Consider the following 25,815-nt stretch of genomic DNA (forward strand, 5'->3'; position numbering starts at 1 on the left):
ATCGATCACGCATGATTGACACCAAAAGTCAAGGCGTGCATCGTTACGCTTCGAAGACCTCAAGCCCGCGCTGGTGGATGATCAGGCGGATGACGTCGATGGTCTTGTCGGGCGCGATGCCGTTAGCGCGGTTTTGCGCGCCGATTTGGAACGCGATATTCCATTGCGCAATGAGTGTCTTCCAGCCGAATGGCGCGCCGTGCTTGGGATCGTAAATCCAGGTCGCTTCAGACGAAACACCGTTGAGCTCAATGACGCGAAACTCGCCGCGCTGCAATGCGGCTTCGCTTTCCGCGCGGACATCGTAGCGGCCAAAGTAAAAGCCTTGGTAGTGCTGGCTCACGGCATTGACACGGGCGCTGAGCTCGGGCGTGATCAAGTGCGAGCCATCGAGGAACACTGCGCCGCGGCAATGCGTGCCCAGCTCGGCGAGGACGAACTCTTCGCCTTTCGCGGGCACATCGTTGAGATGCTTGATGTGTTTCTTTAGGAAGTACGGCGCGGAGCAAACAGCGCGCTCGTCGGCGAGGATCAGGTGGCGCAGCGAGTGTTCGCCATCGCCCGTCACGCTCGTAAAACGCTTGTCGGTAATGCCCCAGGTGACGCCCGTTTCTTGGTTGGGCAAGCGGTAATAAAACACGCCGTATTCGTGGCCGGGGAGGAACTCCTGCGCGATGACCGGCTGCGGGCAGCGCGTTAAATAATCTTCGGCTTGCGCGCGGTTTTTAATGATCGCTACGCCTTCGCCGCGTTGCCCGATGTCGGGCTTTAGTGCAACGGGATAGCCAAGGCTTTCCTTCGCAAAAAACGCATCGAGTTTCGCCAGGCGTTCGGCGGCGGGCTCGGGCGGCAGGAGAGTCCAGCGGCCAATCGCATCGCCCGCGCCAGCGAGGCCGCGCAGGATGTCGGATTTTGATTCTTCGGCCAGACCCCCCATCGGCATCGCGGGGTTGCAGAGCGTGAATAGCGTCGGGCAGAGATGTTTCAACCCCTGCCACAAGATGCTCGCGATGACGGGCGGATACACTGCCCAGAATGGCCAGAATTCCCAGCGCGTCGCGCGTCGCCATTTGCCCAGCATCAGGCGGCGGCCTTCCCAAGTCATGAGCGGCGTCACTAACTTTGTGATGCAAAGCATGGCGATGATGAAGCCGAGGAATAGGAGCGGCGCCCATTTTTCAAAGCGGCCAAACAAGTCGAGGAATGTCTGCCCGAGGAACATGGATGCGCCGACGAGAATCGGCGTCCACACGACGGCGGCGAGCATCAGGTAAAACGTAAACTGCCCGAACGGCGCGCGCAGCACACCGGCTGCAAAGTAGGTCGGCAGGCGTGAGCCCGGAATGAAGCGTGTGATGAGGATCAGCGCCGGGCCGCGGCGTTTAAACCATTCTTCAGCGGCTTCGAGGTCCTGCTCTTTGAGAAACCACTTCATCGGCGCGCGGTGGAGTGACGGATGCCCCAGCCAGCGGCCGAGGGCGTAGAGCCCAACGTCGCCCAAGAATATTCCCAGCAAGCTCGCAATCGTGGCCGACCAGAAATCGATGACGCCTTGCGAAGCGAGAATGCCAGCGGCGATGCACGAGAGGTCTTCCGAAATGAACGAGCCGATGATCAGCACGACGAAGTAAAGCACGAGGCCCCAACCGCGGGCAGGCTCCGGTGGCGCGGCGTTGGCCTGCGCGGCGGCAAGCTGCTCCGGGCTTAGTTGGCTGCGGACCTTGGCCTCGCCGCGCTCGACCTTATCGACGAATTCGCTCATGCGCCCGGCGGCCCAATCCTGGTGAGTGAAGGGAATCATGTGGCCTTCGTCAGGCAGCGTTTCAAGCGTGGCTTGCGGCGCGAGGCGGGCGTGTTCGGTGGCGGCGGCAAAGGGGACCATGGCGTCCTTTTCGCCGTGGAGGATCAGCAGCGGGCCATCGTAGTTTTCAAGGATGCCGCGGAGCGGACGTTGATCGGTGTCGCTGAAGTTGCGGGCGTAGGCGACGTTGATTAGGCCGTGGTCCATGGCGCCGAAGTGCGGGAAAATGTTTTGCAGCGACCACAGGCCGAGCCACTGCGTCGAGTAAAGTGCGTGGTTGAGCGTGTAGTCGCCCAGTAGCTCCAGTTCCTGCACGCCGATGCTCGCCAACATGGTGATCGAAGCTATGCGCTCGGGCGCGATGTGTGCGAGGTTGAGGATCACTCCGCCCCCCTGACTGTAGCCAACGAGGTGAGCTTGGCCGACCTCCAGTGCGTCGAGCAGATCGCGAACGTTGTAGGCATGCGTCGCAACGGAGTAGTCGGCAATGTCGATCGTCGAGCCGCCGAAGCCAGGCAGGTCGGGCACGATCAGGCGATACTGTCCGCGCAGCTCGGCAATGAGTTGGTCCATCGCCTTGGACCCCATTGGGCTACCATGGATGATGACCAGCGTCGGAGCAGCGGGATCATCAGCAGGCAAGTCGCGGTAGGCGATTTGGATGTCGCGGCCGGTGTGCTCGCCATCGGCGTATTCCGGCAAGGCAATGCGTTGCTGCTCGGGCAGGAGTTCGCCCTCGGCAGGCAGGTTCCAACGCACGATGGTCGACGCCGTCAACAGCACCATAAACGCGACCAGAAGCCAGCGCCGAAGTTTACGTTTGGCGGCCATTAATTAGTCGGCGTTAAAGAAAGAATAGAGCACATTTCGCAGCAGTAGAGTGGCAATCGCACGCTGTGCAAATCTATCGGTCCAGCGGGACGCTGGTTAGGCGACGCAGGCTTGGCGGCGTGGGAGTTGCAGGCGGCGCGCGCGGTCGAATTGGAAGGCGCCTGGAATGCGGGGCGCGTATTCGAGCGTGATCGTGTCTTGGCCGACCACCACATGGGTGAGGCTCACGGTGCTGGCGTCGCTGCGAGACATAAAGACGGAATGTGCGGCGGTTGCGGGCGCGTAGTGTTCATGGAATGCGCGGAGGTCATCGGGTGTTGGGTCGCCGCCACGGAGGCGGACGAGGTCGCCGAAGCGTCGGCGTCGGCTGCGGAGCACTTCGTCGGGCAGATGGCTGGAGGACGTGAAAGGCTGGGCCTGCGTGACGGTTTGCATCGACATCGTGCGAGTGTCCCAAGTGAACGTTTGCGCTGGGCGAACGGGGTCCACAGCGATGAGCAGAAAGGCCTCATAGCAAGATAGCGCAGTGGTTGAAATGCGTTGGCGCACGGCGTCGGCATCAGGGCAATCGGCTAGGTTCAGGACGAGTTGCCCGCGGCTGATGCGCTGTGGGGCAGGCGAGCGTGGATTGTCCGGATATTGGTTAATGAGGCAAATGCCCACTCCAAACTCGTTGACGAGCAGCCATGTGCCGCCGCCAGTTGGGTCTTTGGGCGCCAGGAAGCGCACGCCGTTGACGAGTTGTTGAGTTGGCGGGAGGCCGAGGTCGCGGGTCTTGAGCTCGTCTCGATTAAAGAAGAGTTCGTAGCCGTTTGCGCCGCTCCACCAAGTCGCCGTGCACATGATCAGTCCGCGAGTTGGTGTTTGATGGTGGACGGGGCGACGCCAAAGTCTTTGGGGGTCGATCCACGCTGAATGCTGCGGATCACATTGATCAGCGCGTAGTGGTGGACGGTGTGGCTGAGGAGAAATTGCAGCTCGCGGCGGACGGTGGATTGGGCCGGAACAGGCAGTGCTGCGCCAGAATCCATAATCACCGCGACTGGCCTTTCGAGGTCGTCGTCCGTGATCGTGGCCAGTTCATTGGCGAGCTCCTGGAGCGCCGCGCTGGCGTAGGCGACGTCGGTTTCCAGTCGTGGATCTCTGGCGCGGGCGTCGTAGTCGATATGGCCAATGGGCATGCCGCGCAGGAAGCAGTAGGCGTGGTCAATGCTGTGGCGCAGGTGTTGGCCGATTGAACTGGAGAAGCACGGCTCGCAACATTTTGCGAAAGTTTCGTTGTTGAGTTGCTGGAGGAGTTCTATGCCTTGGCGCAGGCAAGCGACGTTGTCATCTACAATGTCAGGCATGGAAATTCTAAATACTTATTATGAGCGAGTTGCGAATATGGTGTCAGACGTCCCGATTGGCAGTTCCTTACAGGCTAAATTGTCTGAATATATAGTGTGTCTTCAAACTATGTAAGAAAATGCTTTTCGCCAGTATGATTTTCCGCTGAACATTATGGGCATGGGACAACCATTTAAAGAAGGACAAACGATTCTTTTCCAAGGCGACAGCATCACTGATTGCGGTCGCAACAGGGACTACATCGACTGCTTGGGCAAGGGCTATGCGAGCATCATTGCTTCTCTCCTGGGCGCGCGTTACCCCGAGGCAAACCTCAAGTTTTACAATAAGGGCATCTCGGGCAATCGCGTGAAGGATCTTGCGGCGCGTTGGGAAGAGGACTGTATCGACATGAAGCCGGACTGGCTCTCAATCCTGATCGGCGTCAACGACTGTTGGCGCGGCTTTGACAGCAACGATCCGACCTCGGCCGAAGAATATGAGGAAGGTTACCGTGGCCTCCTCGACCGTGTGAAGGACAAGGTTGAGCAATTGGTTATCTGCGAGCCCTTCCTGTTGCCGATCCCTGAAGATCGCATAGCTTGGCGCGTCGACCTGGACCCGAAAATTCACGTCGCCCGTAAGCTGGCCCGCGAATACAACGCGATTTTTGTGCCGTTCGATGGCGCTTTCGCTGCCGCCGCCAGCCGTCAGGAAATGGCCTATTGGGCTCGCGACGGTGTCCATCCGACGCCCGCTGGCCATGGTTTGATGGCCAAGACCTGGATGCAGGTCGCCCGTGTCTGATCTCACGGAATTTATTTTGAAGGTCTTCTAATAGGAGGCCCGGTTGACGTTTTTTTCGCGTTGACCGGGCCTCTCTATTATCCCCATACTGCGCGGCTTTGGTATGGAAATCGAAAACCGCAAACTCGTGACTCCACTGGGCGCCTTGATCGACGTTGTGATCTGTGGCGCGGTGTTCCTGTTCTTTTTCTTCGTGGTGATTCCGTCCCACGTGCCGTTTTACGAGACGTTTTGGCGACTCTTCTTCACGGCCTACACTTCGACGGTCATGGCTGGCTTCACTTGGCTCGCCCTGTGCCTGTTTCGGGTGACTCGGGTGGACCAAATGCGCAATAAAAAGAACGCCTAAGGCCATGTCCAACATCCCAGCTGATCTTAAATACACCGAAGAACACGAATGGCTCCGCGCGGAGGCTGACGGCTCTGCCACCATCGGCATTACCGACCACGCGCAAACCAGCCTGGGTGACATCACTTTCGTCGAGCTGCCCGCCGTCGGCGACACCATCGAGAAGGGGGACACCTTCGGCACGGTGGAGTCCGTCAAGGCCGCATCTGACCTCTACGCACCCGTGACTGGTGAAGTGATCGCGATCAATGAAGCCCTCGACGGTGAGCCCGAGCTCGTCAACACCGACCCTTACGGCGCAGGCTGGATGATCAAGATCAAGATCGACGATTCCGAGGCGCCTGAGCTGCTCGACGCCGAGGCCTACGCCAAGGTCTGCGAATAAGAATACTTTAACTGGAAGATCGGGAAGAGCGGGAAGTTGCGACAAGGTTGACTCTCCGTTCTTCCCGATCTTTCTGTTTTCAAAAACCCACTTTTGCCATGAGCGACTGGATTCAAGTAAAGCCCTTTGAAGAAATCCTTTACCACAAGCTGCCCGGCGAGGGCATTGCCAAGGTAACCATCAACCGCCCGCATCGCCGCAACGCGTTCACGCCCGATACGGTCATGGAAATGATCGAAGCCTTCACCGATGCGCGCGAAGACCCCGAGATCGGCTGCGTGCTGCTCTGCGGTCAAAATCCCCAGACCGACGGCAAATTCGCCTTCTGCTCCGGTGGCGACCAGACCATCCGCGGCAATAAGGCCGGTGGCTACCAGGGCAAGGACGGTGTGCCGCGCCTCAACGTGCTCGACTTGCAAAAACTCATCCGCTCGATGCCCAAGGTGGTGATCGCGCTGGTGGCGGGATTCTCGATCGGCGGTGGCCACGTGCTTCACGTCATTTGCGACATGACCATTGCTGCGGATAACGCCATTTTCGGTCAGACTGGACCGAAGGTTGGCAGCTTCGATGGCGGCTTCGGCTCCAGCTATCTGGCTCGCCACGTGGGCCAAAAGAAGGCGCGTGAAATTTGGTATCTCTGCCGTCAATACAATGCGCAGGAAGCCCTCGACATGGGCCTCGTCAACAGGGTGGTCCCCTACGAGCAACTCGAAGCTGAGGGCATCGCCTGGGGCCGTGACGTGATGAAGCACAGCCCGCTCGCCATTCGCTGCCTCAAGAGTGCGTTCAACGCCGAGCTCGACGGCCAGGCCGGCATTCAGGAGCTCGCCGGCAACGCCACGCTGCTATACTACCTGACCGAGCAAGGCGAAGAAGGCCACCAGTCTTACGTTAACAAGCAGAAGCCCGACTTTAAAAAGTATCCCTGGCTGCCGTAGTTTAATGGCAGACAATTAAAGGTCGCGCCCGTTATCCATACGGGGTAGCTTCACCCTGTTGGTAAGGTGGCGCGGATCCGCAGTTTCATCTGCTCAAGAATGCCGAGTGCTACATCACCCGATCCACCAGCACTTCGCCGCGCTCGAAGCGGCGCAGGTTGTCGATGAAGTGGCGGATCAGCGTCAGGTGTTCGCCGTGATGACCGCCAGCAATGTGCGGCGTGATGTGGCAATTAGACAATGAGTGCAGCATGTGTTCGCGGGGCAATGGCTCGGGGGAGGTGACATCCAGCCACGCTGCCTTGAGTTTTTTGAACAACAAAAACTCCGCCAGTGCGTCCTGATCGACAGTCGCGCCGCGGCCAATGTTGTAAAATACGGCGCCGTATTTCATCGTGGCGAAGCTGCGGGCATTGAAGAAGTTCCGCGTCGCGTCGCTTTCGGGCAGGATGTTGACCACGTGATCCGCCGCAGCAAGGGCGAAAGGATATTCCTGCTCAGTGATCATGGGGATATTTTCATCGCCGCGTGGTGTCCGCCGGTAGCCCTTCACCTGCATGCCCAGCGGCTTCAGCAGTTCGGCCAGCCGTTGGCCAATGGCGCCGTAGCCCACGATCAGCACGCTTTCACCTTCCAGGAGGCTTGAGCGCGAGCGGATGTCGGGCCAGCTGGGATGCGAGTGCGCCACCCGGGTATAGAGCGCCTCGGGGAGTTTGCGCGCTTCCGCAAGCATGAAGCTGAGCGTGTGGAGCGCACAGGCGCGGTTGTATACGGTGGCGCTGTGGGTGACGGTGGTCTGTCGCTCTTGCATGAGGGCGCGGAACGCGTCAGTGTCGTAACGGGTCATGCCGGATGAACTGATGCTGAGCCAGCGCAGGTGGGATGCCTGTTCGATGGACTGAACGCTGGGCTGACCAAAGGCGATGTCCGCTGTTTGGAGTTGTGGGTCAGGCTTAACGATGTCGAGCACGGAGGTCACCGGCTGTTCGGAAAAAATCAGCTCATGCTCGCCAATGTTGCTTTCCAACCAATAGCGAGCTTCGGGGGGCATCTGGAAGTCCACATAAATGCGCAAACTCATGGCGCGAACCCTATGGATTCTAATTAGGGCGTCAAACTCGCATGCGCGCTTTTGAGGAGGCCCGGTAATCGGGCCAGCTGTTTATTTGTTCGAAGGGATCACTTCATAAGCCAAAGCGGGTGGACGATCTTGAGAGACCGTTTCGGCGACAAATTCGATGCTGCCGTCAGCTCCGACTGTATGCGGTGTTTCGGCGAGACGTTTGCCGTCGAGGCCGATCGCGTAGACAGTTACGTCCGACATTTGCGTGGGGATGCTAATTTTGGCCGAGCCGCGTTTGACGAGCTTTTGACCAGTCCCGGCGTCTAGGATGCTATACATCCCTGGTTGGCCAAAGCGAACACCTTCGGACAGGACATTCGTCAGGTGCAAGACCAACAGGTGTTCGGACTGCGGCAATGGCTTATCGTCAATGGCGCCAACGAACACCGTGGTTGGGCCGCCGGTCACATCGCGCACAAAGCTTTTATCGAGCGATTGGGAATTGATCACGATTGCTTTGCTTTGCAAAGTTTCCGCCAGGAAATTGCCGGCGTCCTCAAGGATCACCTGGGCGTCATCCTGCTTGGCAACGTAACGTTTTTGTGGCTGTTGTTGCTCGAATTCCACGTTGGCGTTGTGGGTGTCAGCCGAGGCGTCATAGCGGGCTGAAATGCGTTTAGTGAGACCGAGCAGCGAGTGGTTGTCGTTGATGCTGGGCGGTGTTTTACCGAGTGAAGAGCTGTCGATCTGATCCACTTTGTAAACGGAGTCCTCGGCCGTTGTCTTGCGGGCTTGGCCTGCCTCTGCGCCATAAGCCATGTCTTTGTTGACGACGAACACGGCCTCTTCTTCGAGCGTGGGCATGTCGCCACGGAACCAAAACATGCCGATGATGTGCTCCGTCAACTGACCGATTGGGTCTTGGGCGATGTCCATCCCCATGGCGGGTTGGGGACCAATGACGAATTTGCGATCATGCACCCAGGAAAAGCGGTAAACGCCATCGAAGTCCTGTAGTGCGGCATAGGCGCCAAAGACAGGGCCGCCTTCACCGCGAAATTGGTTTGGATAGCAATAGTTGAATTCGGTTACGGTGAAGGGAATGTCTTCAATGCGCGTTAAAAACAGGCGACGTGGCAAGTCCGCAAGGTTTTGCACGACGCTGCGCTGGGAGACGCTGTAGGGAAAATTCCAAGGGCCGTTGGGAAAGTTGGGGTGATCCCAATAGCCATGATTATCGACGTAGTCGTATTGGGAGCGGATCGGTGTTTGGGCGAGGTAGTCTTTCCAGTTGTTGCCGGTGATGAGCGCCTTCACGCCAAGATCTTCTTTGAGGAATCGCTTCATCTCAGCGTCGGCCGCCATTTGCTTTTCGGCAAGGTATTCGTTGAACGCCATGTCGAGTTGAGCCGGGGCGCCGACGGGACGTGTATTCGTTTTTAGCCACTGTTTGAAATCGGCCTGGTAGAGTTCGCGCACCTGCTTATCCGCGCGTATGGCGGCCCAGATGGTATCTTCGTTTACCGGGCAGATGGAAAACAACGCCGGGTCCTCCGCCCAGGTCATACCTGTGTAGGGGTTTTTGTGGGTGAGAAAATCCCGGGCGAAGCGTTTCCAGTCATCCATCGCGGCGTCCGATATGGGAATGAGCGCCTTGTAGGTGGCGGCGTTATTGCCGTTGAATTCCTTGAGTCGTTCATCGCGCAGGCGCCGAATCGTAAAGAGATCCGTTGAAACATAGAGGCCCTGTTCCTTCATCGTGTAGAACAGATAGTCCAGTAGGTCGAGTTGGTCTTCATTGATCACATAACGGCTCGGGTTCCAACCTCCGGCGAGCAATACATCGTAGTGGTGAATGCGCACCGAGTTGTAGCCCATCTGCCGCAGGCGCAAGGCCAACGCTTCGGATTCCTCCTTGGGCATAAAGTTGGCGCTGAAGTTAATGTTGCTGCCAAAGAATCGCACCGGCTTGTTGGGTTCACTTTGGAATGCAAAGTGTCCGTCGGGCGTGGTGATTACCGGGCCATGCTGACCGGCTGGCGCAGTGGTCCAATTGGAGAAGTCCAGTGCGCTGCCTGGGATGACTGTCATCGGCGTATCGAGTGGCGCCCACTCGCGGCCAGCGGTTATCTCGAAGTAATCGGGAACCGGAAGGGGGATTTTCGCGTCGCTCAACGTTGCGCCGAGAATCATCCAGGTGGAGTCGTTCATGGCGTTGAATGAAATGTCGCGAATGGGTTTGCGCTCCAATTCAAAGCGTGACTCAAACAAGCCGGAATTGCCTCCAGCGATTGCCTTGCTCCAGACGATCGCCGCATTTTCGGATTTACTGGGGTTCCACCAGTTGCCAACGGATTCACCACTTTTAACAGGCAACGTTTGCTCAGAGCCATCCGCGTAGTGGATGACGATGTTGCCGACATGGCCCCATGTGTAGGCCGAGGCGTGTAGCAGATACAGATACCCGGGCTTGGCTGAGCCTGTATTTGCGCTGATGGTCGCGCTGACTTCCGGCCCGCGCGATTTTTCTTTGGACAGCACGATGACGGAATTGCCGTTTGTGATGAGGTTGAACGGAACGACGCCATCAATTTCGGGATTGGCGGCAAAGGCGGCCATGTCCTGCTTTGGACCTTGATCTGTCCAGCCGCCCTGACCATCGCCAGATACTTTGTCATGCAAAGTTCGGTTGACTGCGGAGCTCAGTGAAAGCTGTTGGAACTGGTGTGGTTTGAAATCAACTCTGGCAGAGAAAACGCTCTGTTTAAAGGCGCCATTGCTCGGTGAAAAGAGTAAGCGGACGAAGAAATCTTTTCCGCCAAACTTACGTGAGTCGACTACCTGGATGGAGAAGTTGCCCGTAAAGATAAGTGACCCTGCAGTTGTCGGGACCACGAGCTTACGGGCTTGTTTTATGGCGAGATTGGACTCGCCGGTATAGTCCATCGGCAGCGTCAGCGCAGCATCGTTGATAAATACATCGGCGCCGGAGAATTGATTGACTGGTAAGTTACCCTGATAGGCCAGCAGGTTGGCGTTGATGTTTGTGGGGGAGCTTACTTGGCCGCGAATCGTATAACCATTGTCCTGCTTCGCATAATCGATAGCGAAATTAAATAGTTTAGCGCCTGCCTTGTCGTTAAATGCGCCTTCGAAATGAGAGCCACTGGACTCGGCAACTTTAAAGTGATTGCTTTGTGAGCTGGGTTGCCATTTGGGGTTCATGTAGAGCAAGCCCCATTGTGTGTCGCCCACGCTGAAGACGCCCTGTTTGGAAATGGATGGCGTTTCTTGGGCGAACAGGTTGGGCAGCAGAACAAGCGCTAAGATTAGGGAAAGTAGGTATTTCATGAATATTGGGGGTAAGGACCAGTTTAGCGCACATGGTGTTCCGAAGTGGACCTGCTAACAAGACGACCTAAGTGAAACAATATACAGCCGAGTTTGCGACCTTAAAGAGACGACTTGGAAAACTGCAATTTGACATTTTCGCTCACCGGTGGTCTCCTGCTGCATGCTCTGCTACCTCGGCATTGGTGACCGTTGGTATGGCGAAAAGCCATCCCTGATTCATCGGCGCCCCTACTGGGAATTTCAGGCAGTCCTGAAAGGGGAGATTGCGATGATGTCGCCCGATCAAGACGCGGTCATGCGCACGAGGCGACTCTGGATCACTGCGCCGGAGCACGAGCATGGTTGGACAGGGAAGCCTGGAGAAGTAGCCGAGGTGGCGGTGTTTCATTTCCTGTCGATCCCGGAGTTGGTGAAGCAACGTTTCGCCAAGACCGATTGCCTGGAATACGCCTTGAGCGCGTCTCAGTGTCAGAGGATTCGGGTGCTGGCGGAAGCGGTCGATATTAGTTGGAAATCGCCCAGAGCGGACATGACGTTACGGCATGAGCATCTACTGCTCGAGCTGAGCTTGTTGGTCTGCTCCGAGGATTCCGATGATGCTTCGCCACATGATCGGCTCAAGCAGGAGCGTGTGGATAGGGCGCTTTCTTGGTACAACCAACACATGCAGCAGAATCCAAGTCAGCACGAAGTCGCACGAGCAGCCGGGCTTTCTACGGCGCATTTGCGGAGATTATTCCACGAAGTGATGCAAGCGCCGCCCAAGAAGGTATTCGATCAAATGAGGTTGCAGCGCGCGATGCACCTGATGTCGGATCACTCAGTCAAACTTGATGCTGTTAGCGAGGCTTGCGGTTACCAAAGCGCGAGCGCGTTTTCCCGGGCTTTTAAGCACAAGTTCGGCTGCTGTCCGGATCAATGGCGTGGTGGGCGTGAGTGGCGGCGTTGAAGATGTGCTGGTTTCCAATGTTAAATATAGGCTTTACTGTAAAGTGAATATCGGGCGCGGGCAGTTGAGTAAATCGTTGTCTGCATTTTGGATATTTTGGGAACGTATCTGTAACCCGATATAAATTTCCCCGCAGGCGACTACCCCTGAAAGCACGGTTTCCTTGAAAAGCAAAGAAGCTGTCATGGGGTGCTCAATGACAGGTCTAAACCTTTCCACAAATTCCAAATGTTGAAGAAAATTATTGAACTCGATGAGTCAGGATGGTCGTTTCGTGACTGTTCCGAAAGTAACTGGTTATCGGCTGTTGTGCCCGGCTGCGTGCATACAGATTTACGGGCTAACGGCCAAATTGACGACCCCTATTATGGGTTAAACGAATTGGATTTACAGTGGATTGAGGAGCGTGACTGGGAGTACCGGTGTGTGTTCCACGCTGATGAAGCCTTACTCTCCGAATCACGGATCGAACTTTGCGCGGATGGGCTGGATACGGTCGCAACGGTCTATGTGAACGATGTGAAAATTGCATCGACCGACAACATGTACATCGCACATCGGTGGAATGTTAAAAAGCACTTGGTCTCGGGTGAGAACACTCTGCGCATCCATTTTGCCAGCGCCGTCGATTACATCCGGACGAACCGGACAAGCTTTACGCCGCCTTTGGATCACTTGGATCCAGTCGGCAACTCAGTTCGCATCCGCAAGCAACCTTGCCAATTTGGATGGGATTGGGGGCCGCGTTTAGTGACGGCTGGCATCTGGCGCAGTATTCGCTTGGAGGCGTGGAGCGCTATTCGTTTGGACCATTTCAAGGTGGATCAGAATCATCGCGACAATGGGGTCGTTGGGCTGACGGTAACGCCGAGTTTCGTGGGCCGCGCCAAGGGAGTTGGCTACCGCGTCAGTGTTTGCCTGGAAGGTGAAGTCGTTGCCGTAGCTGAAGCCGAGGCAGACGAGGCAGCGATGCTGGAAATAGATTCCCCGCATTTATGGTGGCCAGTCGGGCAGGGGGAGCAGCCGCTTTATCAGGTCACCGTAACGGCCTTTAACCAAGACGGCGCCGTAGTCGGTGAGTCGTCCAAGCGCATTGGTCTACGTACGATTCGACTCGACCGCAGTGCGGATGAGTGGGGTGAAGCATTTCAGTTTGTAGTCAATGGACGTCCGGTGTTCATGAAGGGTGCGAACTGGATTCCAGCTGACTGCTTTGTCGCTGGTCTGACTCGCGCCGACTATGAGCGTGACTTACGCAGCGCGGTGCTGGCGAACATGAACTGCGTGCGCGTATGGGGCGGCGGCATCTACGAAAGTGAAGACTTTTACGACCTGTGCGATGAGCTTGGTTTGATGGTGTGGCAGGACTTCATGTTTTCCTGTGTGCTGGTCCCCTCTGATGCAAAATTCCTGAAGAGCGTAGATGTCGAGGCGCGGCAGCAAGTGGTGAGGTTGCGTGATCGCGCTTGCCTGGCCCTGTGGTGCGGTAACAACGAGTTGCCCCAGCTCAATCAGAAATTTTTCCCTGATAATCCGAAGCTGAAAGTTGGCTACGAGAAATTGTTTCATGAGCTGTTGCCGCCGATTGTGGAGGAGCTTAGTGCGGGAACGGACTATTGGCCGAGCTCGGAATGGCGTGGCGTCTTTGAGTCTGGTCATGAGCTTGGAGAAAAGTCTGGCGACACGCATTATTGGGATGTGTGGCATGCGCGTCATCCAGTGAAGGATTATGAGAAGTGGCATTTCCGGTTCTGTTCGGAATTCGGCATGCAGAGTTATTCATCGCCAGCGACGAATCGCACTTTTGCACCGGAGGGGGCCAATGTGTTTGGCCCGATCATGGAGAATCACCAGAAGAATACGGCGGGTAACCAAGTTATTCTCGATTATGTTTCGCGGCGCTATCGTTTTCCCAAATCTCAAGATGACCTGATCTGGCTTTCCCAGCTTAACCAAGCCTACTGCATGCAAGTTGGCGTGGAGCACTACCGGCGCATATCACCGCGCTGCATGGGCGCCATCTACTGGCAGCTCAATGATTGCTGGCCAGTCGCGTCCTGGTCTTCGATTGAATACACCGGCCGCTGGAAAGCGCTTAATTTCGCGGCTCGCCGTTTCTTTGCACCAGCGTTAGTCAGTGCTCATGTGCCGGGTGACGAAAAAGTGGGCATTGGCAACTACCGGGAAACGACTGTCGACGAAGTTTGCCTCTATACGGTTTACGATGCTCCGGAAAAGGCGAAAGGTTTGCTACGTTGGGATCTGTTCCATCTCGATGGTCGTGTGCTGTTAAACGGCGAAAAGAAAGTCGCGTTGCGCTATGGAGAGAGCCGTCTGCAAAAGAAGCTGAAACTAGGCAAATTGATGGCGGAATATGGTCGCGATAATATCTACTTGCGCATTGCGCTCGACATAGACGGAGAAACGGCGAGTCAACAAACGGTGCTGCTCGCCCCTCCACGTTTTATTGAACTGCCGAAAGCGCACACGAAAATCTCGCTTAAAAAGGCTGGCGCTCAATCCGTAATCCTGACCGCTGAGTCCGATGCCTATCAACATGCTTTCACCTTCGATTTTGGTGACTTAGCTTATCATGCAACGGACAATGGCTTTGACCTATATCCCGCTGAGGCGCGCGAAATCATGGTCGAGTTCAATTCCAGTGTGACGATGAAAGAGATCCGCGAGGCGCTCACCTATCGATCCTTAGTCGATAGTTATTAGTCAGAGAACGAGGTTCGCAGTGGAAAGATAAAAATAATTACTAACTGGTTTATAAAGGCTTATAATGGTGTATTTTACTTCAAGGCTATGAACTGATTCTGTACGCTCTGTTGAAACTGCTCGATGAATCGGTTTACATAAACGACAGGGTCAAGTGCGTCGTCTTCGATTAACGGATTCAAATCCAGGGCGTAAGCCACGCGATCATGCGCATCGATGGAGTGTGAATCAAAAAACGTTGCATTGGCCAGGCGTCGCCCTTCCACGGCAAGATCATAGCGTTTGCCACCAGATATCTGTGAGTCAAACACGCCGTTTAGCGACGCGGCTAAATTCGGATGCTGGCTCAATGGAAGTATGACCTTGGATCCGTCATCAAGCCAGTCCAGTGAGCGCCATACTTCGCAGCCAAGGAATTGTTTAGGTCGCTGATCCTGGGGTAGCGAACGAATCGCCGCTAAAGTCGCCAGAAAAACGCCAATATGCGTGCTGTGTTTATCTGCTGGATTGTGAGTGTAGACGCAGTCGGGCTTAGTGGCGATAAGCAGATGCTTCAGGTCTTCGACCAGCGTCTTGCGCAGCTCGCTCTGCTTGCAGTTGCTGCTGGGGTGCCCGAGCTGTGCCACAAAGCTGTATTGTCCGATGCTGGCGGCGGTTCGTTGCTCCTGCGCCCTCACGCATTTCATTTCTTCATCGGAAAAATCCTGATAGGCGCCAGTGCGCGCACTGCCTGCTCCATCGGTGCAAGTGACGCCGCCAAACCAGCGATCTTTTCGTTGGAAGCATTCCAGAATCCCATGTAACGCCATGAATTCCAAGTCATCCTGATGAGCGCCAATGCCCAGGTGAGACGTCCGCGAAAGTGCGCTGCTTTCTTCACTTGAATCGGGTATGTAGAGCTCTGCTGGTTTTTGTGAAAAATCCATAGGTTAAATTATTAATTGAGTGTTGGCAGGCTCGCTGCAGCAATCGCTTGGCCATGACGTTTCATCTTTTCATCCGGCGTACTCAGCTTGATCTTGGCGGCTAGTTCAGGAAATTCTTTTTCGAGGACAATGCGTGCATGTTTGAGGATGTGCTGTCCACCTTCACCGGAGCTGACCCGGCCGAGCAGAAGCAAATGACGAAAGTTGTAAAAGTCTGAGTAGTGGGCCAGAGCATAGCCCAAGTAAACGCCAATTGTATCGTAAATTGCGGCTGCGCGTTCGTCGCCATCTTTCATCGCTGCCTGAACGGCTTCGAGCTTTTCTGGCAGTCTAAGCTCGGAGTCTACCTTCAGCTTAGAATACGGAATGAGGCGCGCCACCGCTTGTTGAGAAAAATACTGTACGCCGCAGCCCGCATCGCCACTCCATTCATCGATTGGCGCATCCAAACGATAGTCAATGGGGGCAAAGGCGAGTTCGTTCAGCCAACCGGTGACCTCGCCTTCGTGGTCGACATAGCCTGCGGCTTGACTGGTGCCCATCGACAGGCCCAACACCGCGGAGTCTCCCAGTGACATGGAGCCAGCCAGTGCGGTCACGTCTCCATCGTTGGCGACGACGAGAGGGGCCTGCCACTCGCGCTCCAACTGATGAAAAATGCCACGGATGACGCGATCAAAATCCTCTGGACTCACCCCACGAAACAGCGAAGCTACGCGGGGTTCGTTGGCGATGTAGATGCCGGCAGCGCTGCCGCCAATAGCGTCAACCCGGGGGAGATGCTTTGCGGCAAGCAGTAGGCTGTCGCGAATTCCGGCCAAGTGATATTCCGGGTCTTGCTGAAAATAAGGGTCCCATTTTATTTCTTCGGAGTAGACGACTTCACCGTCAATCAGGGCCGCGCATTTGCGATCACTGCCTCCCAGATCGAAGCCGATGCGGCAGCCGTCGAGCTTGCGACTGTTGTTGTTGGTCGCATCGCGGGCTTGTGTCGTTTCAAGAAGTCCTGCTTCAATGATGAGCGGCTGGCCAAAGCAAGTGTCGCCCATGAAGTCATAATCAAATGAACGAGTCGCATCGGGCCGATAAGTTTGCCGCAGTAGTGCAACAATTTCCCTCGCTCCTTCGATGTAGATTCTATTGCCGCCCCACGCCCAGAGAAGGAATTTGACCAAGCGCTCTGCATAGCGCCAGTTAAGTGCGGTATATTCCGGCATGTCAGGAAGCATTTCAGACTGATATGTCCAAGCTTCGTCAGTCGGCCGTGCAATGGTGAAGGTGACCATGCGCTTGCCAGGAGAATCGGCTGCCAGTGAGCGGTAGTGGCGAGTCCAAGTAGCTGCCGGCGTAAAACCGGGGTCCAGCACAGGCGTTACCAGTGGTGATGCGGATAAGGTGTCAAACATTGGGTTGGTAGCGTTTAAAGCATTCGATGGCTTCGTATTCGGATAGACCCAGCGCATCATAATGCTGCGCGGTGGCTCGGTTTAATTCACTGGCAAGGTTCCAGGAGTTCTCGCTTTGCCGTGTCGCGGAGGGAGACTGACTGCGTTGTGTCTGGTGTTGGTAGATTCCCTTGATTTTAAATTCCAGCTCGTCGGGTGAGAGCGGCACTGCCATGTCGATTTCATGCATTTCCCATTCGGCGCCTGGGCCACGATAGAGCCAAAAATGGCAGTTCTTCAGCCATGCCTGCTGCTTGCATTCGTTTAGGGCAGCGAGGAGCAGGTCGAAGCACAGTGCAGGCGCCGAAAGTGGATCTTGTCCCTGACCAGTTGCGAAGATTTGGTGTGGCTGGATTTCCTCCAAGAGTTTCACGAGAGCGGTAATGTCCTCCTGGCTGGTCTTGAATCGGCGGTAGCGGCCCTGCTCGTAAAATGGCAGGTCGAGGAAGCGTAAGCGATTGGGAGCTAGCTCAAGTAAACGGGCGGAGGAGCGCGCTTCGCCACGTCGGATGAGTCCCTTGATCTGACGGAGCTCAGGGGTGTCCTCGCCGAGCATTCCTTTCGCGTTTAATTGTTCCTCCAGTTTGCGTGCGTGCTTAACCTCGGTTTCATCCTGAATGGACTCGCCCATTTCATTGATGAGCTCAATTGCACGTCGTGCATCCGGGTCGGGTACGGCAAGGTTGCCCGACGTCAGGTAGGCAACCGTGACTTTGTGGCCCTGATTGGCGAGACGGTGAATCACGCCGCCGAGGCAGAACACGTCATCCGTTGGCTCGGGACTCAGGATGAGGGAGCGTTTGGGAAACGGGGATGCGCGTTCGGGTCGGTTGGTATCGTCGGCATTGGGCTTGCCTCCCGGCCAACCCGTTATCGTGTGCTGCGTGGTGTTGAAGATGTCGATATTCAGGTTGTAGGCAGAACCCTTTTCGGTGAGCAGGTCGGCCATGCCGTTTTCAGTGTAGTCTTCATCAGTCAGTTTCAGGAGCGGCTTGTCGGTTTTTGACGCCAGCCAGAGCACAGACTTGCGGATCATGGCGCTGTCCCAATTGACCGGGCCAACCAACCATGGATGACGTTCGCGCGTCAGGCGACTGGCGGCAGCCTGGTCGATGCAAAATGTGCAATCGGCGTGCAGTTGAAGGAAGCTGGCGGGAATGCGCTCAGTTTGGCTGCCTTCAACGGATTCTGCGATGACCGATGCCTTGGACTCGCCCCAGGCCAAGAGGAAAACCTTGCGGGCATCGAGGATGGTGCCAACCCCCATGGTGAAGGCGTGACGGGGCACGTTCTCTTCGCCTAGAAAATCGCGCGCCGCATCGCGTCGCGTCAACGTATCCAGGGTGACGAGGCGGGTGCGTGATTCAGGACCGGAGCCTGGCTCGTTAAAACCGATGTGTCCAGTGCGCCCAATCCCGAGGATTTGAATGTCGATGCCGCCAACGTCTTTGATCGACTGTTCGTAGCGCTGGCATGAGTCGAAGACATCAGCGCGGGGGGCCAGCCCGTCGGGCACGTGAGTGTTCTCCGGTAGGATGTTGATGTGGTCGAAGAGTTGGTCTTGCATGAACCGGCGATAGCTCTCGGGATGCTCGCCGGAAAGCCCGTAATATTCGTCGAGGTTATAAGTGATAACTTGCTCGAACGAAAGGCCCTCTTCAAGGTACCGGCGGATCAATTCGCGGTAAAGGCGCACCGGCGTCGAGCCTGTGGCGAGGCCAAGAATCGTGGGCTTACCCGCGGCATTGCGCTCGTTGATCAGCTCGGTTATCGCATCGGCAACATAGGCGCAGGCCTCATCTGCGGTTGGGTAGATGTGGGTGTTGATTCGCTCACGTTGGGTTAATTCAGAAAAGACTCCCTTGCTCATGATAAGAGTTTAGCATTTCCTTGAATGTCTTTTATTGCCATTTTCGGAAATTATTTTGATTATTTCGGCAATGCATACGGCCAGTGTTGACTTTCCTGCGGCTTTGAAGACTCCGAATAGCTACTATTCCGGGATTGGTCAGTCGTTGAGGCCGGTTAGCCATAATGTGGTTGTTTTCATGCGGACGGATCGTTCGTCGCTGCAGCAAAAGCATTTCTCAAATCGCTCACATCATCGTTTCGTTTTCATGCTGGTGCTCGATACTCCAGGCAGCGTGATTGTGGATGGCGCCGAAATTCCCTTGCGGGCAAACGACGCCTTTTTGGTGCGTCCGTTTCAATTTCATCACTACATTAATATAGAGGCAGACAAGCTGCGTTGGCTTTTCATTACCTTTGATTTATCGGATGCAGGAGCGCGCATCGATGATGTCGAGCCGCGCGTCATGCATCAGGATCAAGACAGTTTGTGCTTATGGTGCGCTATCGCTGAGCTTTCCCAGCAGACCGGCAGCACAAGGCAGGAAGAACTGTTGCCAGTGCTGGATCGTTTGCTGCTCCGCTTTACGAAGCAAGAGCGGGCGCTCCCGGCGAAGCCCGGAACGCCGGTTGCAAATTCTTGGATCGTTCGAGCACAGACTTTGGTTTTACAGGCGATCGAGCAGGGGTGGACGCTGGATGTCGTGGCGCGCAAGATTGGCCTTTCCGAGCGTCAATTTCGCAATCGCTTCGAGCAGGAAACCGGGGTTACCATTCGTCATTACCGGGCCAATTATCAACTGCACCAAGCCATGGCTTTCATGCGGGATTCGCGTTTAAGTCTTGGGGAAATTGCTGAGCGTGTTGGCTTTAATTCCTCGGCGGCTTTCACGCGTTTCATCCAGCGTGAAATGGGTTGCAGCCCACTGGAGCTTCGGCGTCGAAAGGATATTCAAGCCGTGTGAGGGGATAAAAAACTACCGGCCCAGCCAACAATAAGGCTGAGCCGGTTCACTCTACTACTGCTACTACTACTCTATTGGCTTATATAGAAATCCTCCGCGGATAGGTGTTCCATATTTTCGATAAAAAACGCATCATTTCTGCGAATCGCAGGACCATGAGACGTTGTGCATATCGCCGCTTTGGAGGAATGCCTGGTGCATGCTATAGGCATCACCCAGGCTCTGTGGGGTGTGACCGTCTTTGACGGAATCTAAATAGTGATGCAACTGCTCGCGGTAGTCCGGGTGCGAGCAGTTGTCGATGATCGCAATCGCGCGCTCATGGGGATCTTTACCGCGCAGGTCGGCGATGCCCTGGTCGGTGATGACTACCTGCACGCTGTGCTCACTGTGGTCGAGGTGGCTAACGAGCGGTACGATTGTGCTGATGGCGCCACCCTTGGCGACCGATGGGCAAGTGAAGATCGAAATAAATGCGTTGCGGGTAAAGTCGCCCGAACCGCCAATGCCGTTCATCAGGTCCTTGCCCATGACGTGCGTGCTGTTCACGTTGCCGAAGATATCCAATTCGATCGCGGTGTTGATCGAGATGATGCCCAGGCGGCGGACAATTTCCGGGTGGTTGGAAATTTCCTGCGGGCGGAGCAAGATGCGGGTCTTGTAGAAGTCGAGGTTTTCGTAAACTTCCTTGAGAACCGGTGGGCTGAGCGTCAGGGAGGTTGCGCTGCCGAACTTCACGGCGCCGTCCTTCATCAGGTCGATCACGGAGTCTTGAATAACTTCGGAATACATCTCGAAGGCAGGGATGTCGGGGTGCCGTCCCATCGCGCCGAGCACCGCGTTGGCAATGTTGCCGACGCCGGATTGGATGGGCAGGAACTTGTAAGGGATACGGCCGCTCTTGAGTTCGTTGGCCAAGAAGCGAGCGACGTTATCGCCAATCTTGAGCGTTATGCCATCGGGCTCTTTGAAACCGCCGGTTTCGTCGGGCAGATTGGTGCGCACGATGCCAACGATTTTGGACGGATCAACTTTCAGCACTTCAGAACCAATGCGATCTTTGCACTGGTTGACTGGGATTGCCTCGCGGCAGGGCGGGTCCATCGGCTCGTAAATGTCGTGCAGGCCGCGCAGGGATTTGGGGTGCTGCTCGTTGAGCTCGATGATGATTTTATCTGCGACTTTGCAAAAGGTTGGGGAAGCGCCAACGGAGGTGCTCAGCACGATCTCGCCATCTTCCGATACGTCGCAGGCTTCGACCACGGCGAACTTGAATTTGCCCAGGAAGCCGTAGCGCACGTTTTGCGGCAGCATCGACAAGTGCATGTCGAAGAAGCGCGTTTTACCGGCGTTGATCGACTTGCGGAGATACTTGTCCGACTGGTAGGGCGTGCGCCAGGCGACGGCGTCAGCACGGGCTAACTCGCCATCGAGCGAGTCGCCAGTTGAGGCTCCAGTCACCACACCGATCTTGAAGGGGCGTCCGGCTTCATGCTCTGCCTTGGCGCGTTCCGCCAGGGCGCGTGGGATGGCCTTGGCTGCGCCAGCGGGTGTGAATCCGCTGAAGCCAATGGTGTCGCCATCGTTAATCAGAGCTGCGGCTTCGGCTGCAGTGAGTTCGGGAATTGCCGTCATGGTCATCATGATATTCGGGTTTCTATATAAGCTTTGTGATGCAGAGTTTGTTGAGTATAGGTAAATTGCTTTGCGTGGCAAAGTTTAATGAGCGCTGGCGAAGACCGCCATGAAGTAGCCTGCGGCGAGCGCAGTGCCAATGACGCCAGCGACGTTCGGGCCCATCGCGTGCATGAGCAGGAAGTTGCTGGAGTCGGCCTTTTGTCCTTCGACTTGGCTGACACGCGCCGCCATGGGAACGGCGGATACGCCGGCCGAGCCAATGAGCGGGTTGATCTTGTTTTTGCTGAAGAGGTTCATCACCTTCGCCATCAAGATGCCGCTCGCTGTTGCGATGCTGAAGGCCACTACGCCGAGCGCGAGGATCATCAGCGTTTCCGCTTTCAGGAACCGGTCGCCGGTCATGGTGATGCCCACGCTCGTGCCGAGGAAGATTGTCACGACGTTGATCAACTCATTTTGTGCGGCCTTGGACAGGCGTTGCGTTACGCCACATTCGCGCAGGAAGTTGCCGAGCAGGAGCATGCCGATCAGTGGTGAGGCGTCAGGGGCGACCAGGATGCAGAAGATCGTCACGACCAGGGCGAAGATCAGCTTTTCGAGACGGCCAACCTTGCGCAGGCTTTGCATGCGAATCTTGCGTTCCTTCTCGGTGGTTAAGGCGCGCATGATAGGCGGCTGAATCACCGGCACCAGCGCCATGTAGCTATAGGCGGCGACGGCGATGGGGGCCATCAAATCCGGCGCAAGAGCGTTAGCGAGGAAGATGGACGTTGGGCCATCCGCGCCGCCAATGATCCCAATTGAGGACGCTTCTGCGCTGGTGAAGAATCCTGAGCCAATCGCGCCGAGGTAAGTGGCGAACACCCCAAACTGCGCGGCGGCGCCTAGGAGCAGGGTGCGTGGGTTGGCGATCAGCGGGCCGAAGTCAGTGAGTGCACCCACGCCGAGGAAGATCAGCGGCGGGAAGATTTCCAGGATGATGCCTAGCGATATGTAGTGGAACAGACCGCCATTGTGATCACTGTGCACCCGAGCCAATGGCTGGCCCGCGACGACAGTGTCGCCCGCTTTGACAAAGGCTTGTGATACCTTGCCCGAAGCCTGCGCCCAGACCAGGTAATCGTCGGAACGCACCATCACCTTTTCGTCAGAGCCTAGCCACGGCACTGTGGTTTCGATAGGCTCGTTTTCGCCGTGTGCAGTGTCGGCGCGCACGACGTAGAGCAGCGTCTGACGGCCTTCGCCGTAGAGGAGGTTTTCCTCGGCGAAGATCCGCTTGATGCCAGTCTCGCCGAGCTTGGTCAGGTGGGTGTCGCGCTGGCGTGGGGTGTCGGGCATTTTAACGACTTGCCCGGGCTCCGCGTAGGCGGCCACCACGACGCCGCTGACCGGGCTGAAAATTTCCCCGGGCGGCGTGTCGATCATGTTTTTGGTTGGCAGGTTGGCGAGCAACGCGCCGAAGGCAATGGGGACCAGTAGCAACGGCTCAAACTCCTTAAAGACCGCGAGGTAAAGGAGGACGGCGACCACCACCCACATGATGATCATTTGCCAGTTGAGTGCGGCAAATCCGGTTAGTTTAAATAGTTCGCTGAGTTCCATGGAGGTGCTCCTTTGGCGGTGATCACTCGACGGAGATCAGGCCCTGACCTTCCTCCACAGCGTCGCCTGGTTTCACGTGAATGGCTTTCACCGTGCCGGCTGCCGGCGCGTTAACCATCGTGTTCATCTTCATCGCTTCGAGTGTGATGAGCTGGTCGCCTGCGTTGACTTGCTGGCCGATTTGCACGTCGATCGAGACCACCACGGCCGAGAGCGGGCTGGGCACATCGCCAGCGCCAGTGGCGCCCGTTGCGGCGGGCTTGGGCGCGGGCGCTGCGGCTGGAGCCGGAGCGGCGGCAGCGGCGCGACGTGGGGCGGAGCGTTTGGCTGGCGTAGGAGCGGAAGCCATGGGTTGTCCGTCGTCATCGAGCATCTCGACCTCGACCTCGTAGGTTTTGCCTTCAACGGTGATTTTTAAGCGTTTCATGATGAGTGAGAGAAAGTTTGTTTTTGAAATTTAGTTAGCGAACTGAGTGCGATGAGAATATCTGGCGGCGGCCTTCCTGGGCCCAGCTTTGCTGCTCTGGTCGAATGCTCAGGATGCGGTGTGGCTGGTTGCCTAAAACGGTGTGCACTGCTGCGGCGACGATGACTGCGGTGATCGCGGGATCGAGCTCCTCGACCGTCTCGTCCACCGGCGCTTCCACCACCGCAGGCGATGCGCTTTTCGCGGCGACTACGGGCTTGGCCTTGGCTGGCTGCTTGAAGGCGAGGCCGATCATTTGCGTAATCCCGGCCAGCACCAGCAGCACGAGAATCACGAAGCAGAAGCCAACGAGGATAAACTGCAGGTTTTGACCCAGGCTCGGGTGCGCTGGAAGGGACGCGATGATTGCTGGCGTTTGCATGGCGATCTTACAGTGGGATGTTGCCGTGTTTCTTGGGCGGACGCGTATCGCGCTTGGTCAGCGTTTTGCGCAAGGCCAGGGCGATCGTGGCGCGGGTTTCTGAAGGCTCGATGACGTCAGTGATCATGGCGTTGGCCGCAGCTTGGTATGGTGATGCGAACTCGCCTTGATACTCGGCGACGAGCTCCTTGGTCTTGGCGACGGGGTCGTCCGCTCCCTTAATTTGGTTGCGGAAGAGCACCTTGACCGCGCCTTCACCGCCCATGACTGCGATTTCCGCAGTTGGCCAGGCAAAGACCAAGTCGGCGCCCATGTCGGCCGAGCACATCGCGAGGTAGGCGCCGCCGTAGGCCTTGCGCATGATCAGCGTGATCTTCGGCACCGTGGCGGCCGCGTAGGCAAAGAGCATTTTCGCGCCATGGCGAATGATGCCGCCGCGCTCCTGGGCGAGGCCAGGCATGAAGCCGGGCACGTCGACGAGGTTGACGATCGGGATGTTGTAAATGTTGCAGGTGCGAATGAAGCGCGCGCCCTTATCCGAGCTGTCGATGTCCAGTGTGCCTGCCTTGACCTTGGGCTGGTTGGCGATGATGCCCACCACGACGCCGCAAATGCGGGCGAAGCCGACGATGATGTTCTTCGCAAAGTCCGGTTGAATTTCGAAGAAGTCACCGTCGTCGACGAGTAGGTCGATTACTGCGTGGGCATCGAGCGGCTCTTTCGGGCTGGCCGGAACGATGTCATTCATCGCCAGATTTTTGGTCAGGTCGATGTCGACGTCCAGGTCGTGTGGCGGATCAATAATGTTGTTGGCGGGTAAGTAGCCGAGCAGCTCCGTGGCAAGGTCCATGGCGTGCTTGTCGTCCTCGGCGATCAGGTGGATGTTGCCGCTGACCGATGCATGTGCCGCGGCTGAGGCGAACTGCGCGAGCTCGGCTTTTTCCCCGGTGGCCGCCTTGATGACATCGGGTCCGCAAATGAACATATTCGCGTTGTCCTGCGTCATGATGATGAAGTCGGTCAGGGCGGGGGAGTAGGCCGCGCCGCCAGCGCAGGGGCCCGCAATGACCGCGATCTGCGGTACGACGCCGGAGAGGTATACGTTCTTAAAGAACACTTGGCCGTAGCCTGAGAGCGAATCGACGCCTTCCTGAATGCGCGCGCCGCCGGAGTCATTGACGCCAACCACTGGAATGCCGGCTTCGTGCGCATACTCCATGAGGTCGCAAATTTTCTTCGCGTGAATGCGGCCCAGCGCGCCGCCGCCGACGGTGAAGTCCTGGCTGAACGCCGCGACCGGGCGGCCATTGACGTAGCCGGTGCCGCAGACCACGCCGTCGTAGGGCATGGGCTTGTCCGCCATGCCGAAGCGGTGGCAGGTATGCTGCGCGTGCATGCCGAACTCCTGAAACGTGCCGTCTTCAAAGAAGTATTCCAGCCGTTCGCGGGCGGACATTTGACCTTTTTCCTTGCGCTTGGCGAGCTTGTCCGCGCCGCCGGCAAGAGCGGCTGTTTCGCGCCGCTTCTTCAGGTCTTCAAGTAATTTTGGGTCGATGGCCATGGCCTTGAGTGAGTGTTTGGTAACTGGTGAAAGGTTGGGTTAGCTCTTGGGCATGCAGAACTCGGTCAGTACGCCGTGGGTGGACTTCGGATGAAGGAAGGCGACGAGTTTGCCCGCGGCGCCGTCGAACGGCTTTTCATGGATCAGGCGTACGCCGCTGTCGGCCGCGCCCTTGAGTTGGCCTTCGATATCGTCCGTGCCGAACGCGATGTGGTGAATGCCCTCGCCGCTTTTCTCCAGAAACTTGGCGATTGGGCTGTCTTCGGCAGTCGGCTCCAGCAGCTCGATGTGGACTTCGCCCACGTGAAAAAATGCGGTGCGCACTTTTTGCGATGCCACTTCCTCGCGGCCTTCGCACTTCAGACCGAGGGAGTCCTCGTAGTACTTCACGACTTCGTCGAGGTCTTTGACCGCAATGCCCAGGTGATCGATTTTCTGAATCATGGTTC

21 protein-coding genes are annotated in these 25,815 nt (G+C 56.6%); 7 read left to right on the forward strand and 14 right to left on the reverse strand.

The annotated features are described in order from the left end of the window. Positions 1-43: 43 nt before the first annotated feature. The 3 genes from RBB63_RS07660 to RBB63_RS07670 form a co-directional block, all read right to left on the reverse strand. On the reverse strand, positions 44-2,632 hold the full coding sequence (locus RBB63_RS07660; protein ID WP_309382767.1) for an alpha/beta fold hydrolase: 2,589 nt from the start codon (positions 2,630-2,632) through the stop codon (positions 44-46). A gap of 96 nt (positions 2,633-2,728) precedes the next feature. Then, positions 2,729-3,475, reverse strand: a complete 747-nt coding sequence (locus RBB63_RS07665) for an NRDE family protein (RefSeq protein WP_309382769.1) — start codon at positions 3,473-3,475, stop codon at positions 2,729-2,731. Between the two features lie 2 nt (positions 3,476-3,477). Further along, the gene (locus RBB63_RS07670) at positions 3,478-3,981 is read right to left on the reverse strand and encodes a DinB family protein (RefSeq protein ID WP_309382771.1); all 504 of its coding nucleotides are present in this window, start codon (positions 3,979-3,981) and stop codon (positions 3,478-3,480) included. A gap of 160 nt (positions 3,982-4,141) precedes the next feature. On the opposite strand from RBB63_RS07670, the gene RBB63_RS07675 reads away from it, so the two are divergent. From RBB63_RS07675 to menB, 4 genes are all read left to right on the forward strand, one after another. Then, the gene (locus RBB63_RS07675) at positions 4,142-4,768 is read left to right on the forward strand and encodes an SGNH/GDSL hydrolase family protein (RefSeq protein WP_309382773.1); all 627 of its coding nucleotides are present in this window, start codon (positions 4,142-4,144) and stop codon (positions 4,766-4,768) included. A 103-nt stretch (positions 4,769-4,871) separates the two neighbouring features. Next, positions 4,872-5,117 (forward strand): hypothetical protein, encoded by a 246-nt coding sequence (locus RBB63_RS07680; RefSeq protein WP_309382775.1) that lies wholly within the window; start codon positions 4,872-4,874, stop codon positions 5,115-5,117. Between the two features lie 4 nt (positions 5,118-5,121). Continuing rightward, the gene (gcvH, locus tag RBB63_RS07685) at positions 5,122-5,502 is read left to right on the forward strand and encodes a glycine cleavage system protein GcvH (protein ID WP_309382777.1); all 381 of its coding nucleotides are present in this window, start codon (positions 5,122-5,124) and stop codon (positions 5,500-5,502) included. Positions 5,503-5,600: 98 nt separating this feature from the next. Beyond that, entirely contained in the window at positions 5,601-6,443 is an 843-nt protein-coding gene (menB, locus tag RBB63_RS07690; RefSeq protein ID WP_309382779.1) for a 1,4-dihydroxy-2-naphthoyl-CoA synthase, read from the forward strand. Between the two features lie 109 nt (positions 6,444-6,552). Here the strand turns inward: menB and RBB63_RS07695 are convergent, their stop codons facing one another. Continuing rightward, positions 6,553-7,524 (reverse strand): D-2-hydroxyacid dehydrogenase, encoded by a 972-nt coding sequence (locus RBB63_RS07695; RefSeq protein ID WP_309382781.1) that lies wholly within the window; start codon positions 7,522-7,524, stop codon positions 6,553-6,555. 81 nt (positions 7,525-7,605) lie between these two features. Beyond that, positions 7,606-10,857 carry a glycoside hydrolase family 5 protein gene (locus RBB63_RS07700; RefSeq protein WP_309382783.1) on the reverse strand — a complete coding sequence of 1,084 codons (3,252 nt, stop codon included), beginning with the start codon at positions 10,855-10,857 and terminating at the stop codon, positions 7,606-7,608. Between the two features lie 163 nt (positions 10,858-11,020). Here RBB63_RS07700 and RBB63_RS07705 point away from each other — a divergent pair, with 163 nt between their 5' ends. Continuing rightward, the gene (locus RBB63_RS07705) at positions 11,021-11,809 is read left to right on the forward strand and encodes a helix-turn-helix domain-containing protein (protein WP_309382785.1); all 789 of its coding nucleotides are present in this window, start codon (positions 11,021-11,023) and stop codon (positions 11,807-11,809) included. A gap of 228 nt (positions 11,810-12,037) precedes the next feature. Beyond that, a complete protein-coding gene (locus tag RBB63_RS07710) occupies positions 12,038-14,533 on the forward strand; it encodes a beta-mannosidase (protein WP_309382786.1) in 2,496 nt (831 codons plus the stop codon). A gap of 74 nt (positions 14,534-14,607) precedes the next feature. Here RBB63_RS07710 and RBB63_RS07715 read toward each other — a convergent pair whose 3' ends face one another. The 3 genes from RBB63_RS07715 to nagB are packed head-to-tail and all read right to left on the reverse strand — an operon-like array spanning position 14,608 to position 18,774. Beyond that, positions 14,608-15,459, reverse strand: a complete 852-nt coding sequence (locus tag RBB63_RS07715; protein WP_309382788.1) for a PIG-L deacetylase family protein — start codon at positions 15,457-15,459, stop codon at positions 14,608-14,610. A gap of 11 nt (positions 15,460-15,470) precedes the next feature. Then, positions 15,471-16,865 carry a hypothetical protein gene (locus RBB63_RS07720; protein ID WP_309382790.1) on the reverse strand — a complete coding sequence of 465 codons (1,395 nt, stop codon included), beginning with the start codon at positions 16,863-16,865 and terminating at the stop codon, positions 15,471-15,473. After that, a complete protein-coding gene (nagB, locus tag RBB63_RS07725; RefSeq protein ID WP_309382792.1) occupies positions 16,858-18,774 on the reverse strand; it encodes a glucosamine-6-phosphate deaminase in 1,917 nt (638 codons plus the stop codon). The genes RBB63_RS07720 and nagB overlap by 8 nt, the downstream gene beginning before the upstream one ends. 70 nt (positions 18,775-18,844) lie before the next feature. On the opposite strand from nagB, the gene RBB63_RS07730 reads away from it, so the two are divergent. Next, on the forward strand, positions 18,845-19,717 hold the full coding sequence (locus RBB63_RS07730) for a helix-turn-helix transcriptional regulator (RefSeq protein WP_309382794.1): 873 nt from the start codon (positions 18,845-18,847) through the stop codon (positions 19,715-19,717). Positions 19,718-19,849: 132 nt separating this feature from the next. Here the strand turns inward: RBB63_RS07730 and RBB63_RS07735 are convergent, their stop codons facing one another. The 6 genes from RBB63_RS07735 to mce all read right to left on the reverse strand — a co-directional run bounded on the left by RBB63_RS07735 (position 19,850) and on the right by mce (position 25,810). Further along, entirely contained in the window at positions 19,850-21,352 is a 1,503-nt protein-coding gene (locus tag RBB63_RS07735; protein ID WP_309382796.1) for a butyryl-CoA:acetate CoA transferase, read from the reverse strand. Between the two features lie 84 nt (positions 21,353-21,436). Next, complete coding sequence (locus tag RBB63_RS07740; RefSeq protein ID WP_309382798.1) at positions 21,437-22,957, reverse strand: sodium ion-translocating decarboxylase subunit beta; 1,521 nt, start codon at positions 22,955-22,957, stop codon at positions 21,437-21,439. 22 nt (positions 22,958-22,979) lie between these two features. Further along, positions 22,980-23,384: a biotin/lipoyl-containing protein gene (locus RBB63_RS07745; RefSeq protein WP_309382800.1), complete on the reverse strand. Its 405-nt coding sequence runs from the start codon at positions 23,382-23,384 to the stop codon at positions 22,980-22,982. Between the two features lie 34 nt (positions 23,385-23,418). Further along, the gene (locus tag RBB63_RS07750) at positions 23,419-23,805 is read right to left on the reverse strand and encodes an OadG family protein (RefSeq protein WP_309382802.1); all 387 of its coding nucleotides are present in this window, start codon (positions 23,803-23,805) and stop codon (positions 23,419-23,421) included. A 7-nt stretch (positions 23,806-23,812) separates the two neighbouring features. Further along, positions 23,813-25,366 carry an acyl-CoA carboxylase subunit beta gene (locus tag RBB63_RS07755; RefSeq protein ID WP_309382804.1) on the reverse strand — a complete coding sequence of 518 codons (1,554 nt, stop codon included), beginning with the start codon at positions 25,364-25,366 and terminating at the stop codon, positions 23,813-23,815. Between the two features lie 39 nt (positions 25,367-25,405). After that, positions 25,406-25,810, reverse strand: a complete 405-nt coding sequence (mce, locus tag RBB63_RS07760) for a methylmalonyl-CoA epimerase (RefSeq protein WP_309382806.1) — start codon at positions 25,808-25,810, stop codon at positions 25,406-25,408. Between the last annotated feature and the right edge of the window lie 5 nt (positions 25,811-25,815).

The sequence above is a fragment of the Cerasicoccus frondis genome, assembly GCA_031296915.1.
In the GTDB taxonomy this organism is placed as follows: domain Bacteria; phylum Verrucomicrobiota; class Verrucomicrobiia; order Opitutales; family Cerasicoccaceae; genus Cerasicoccus; species Cerasicoccus frondis.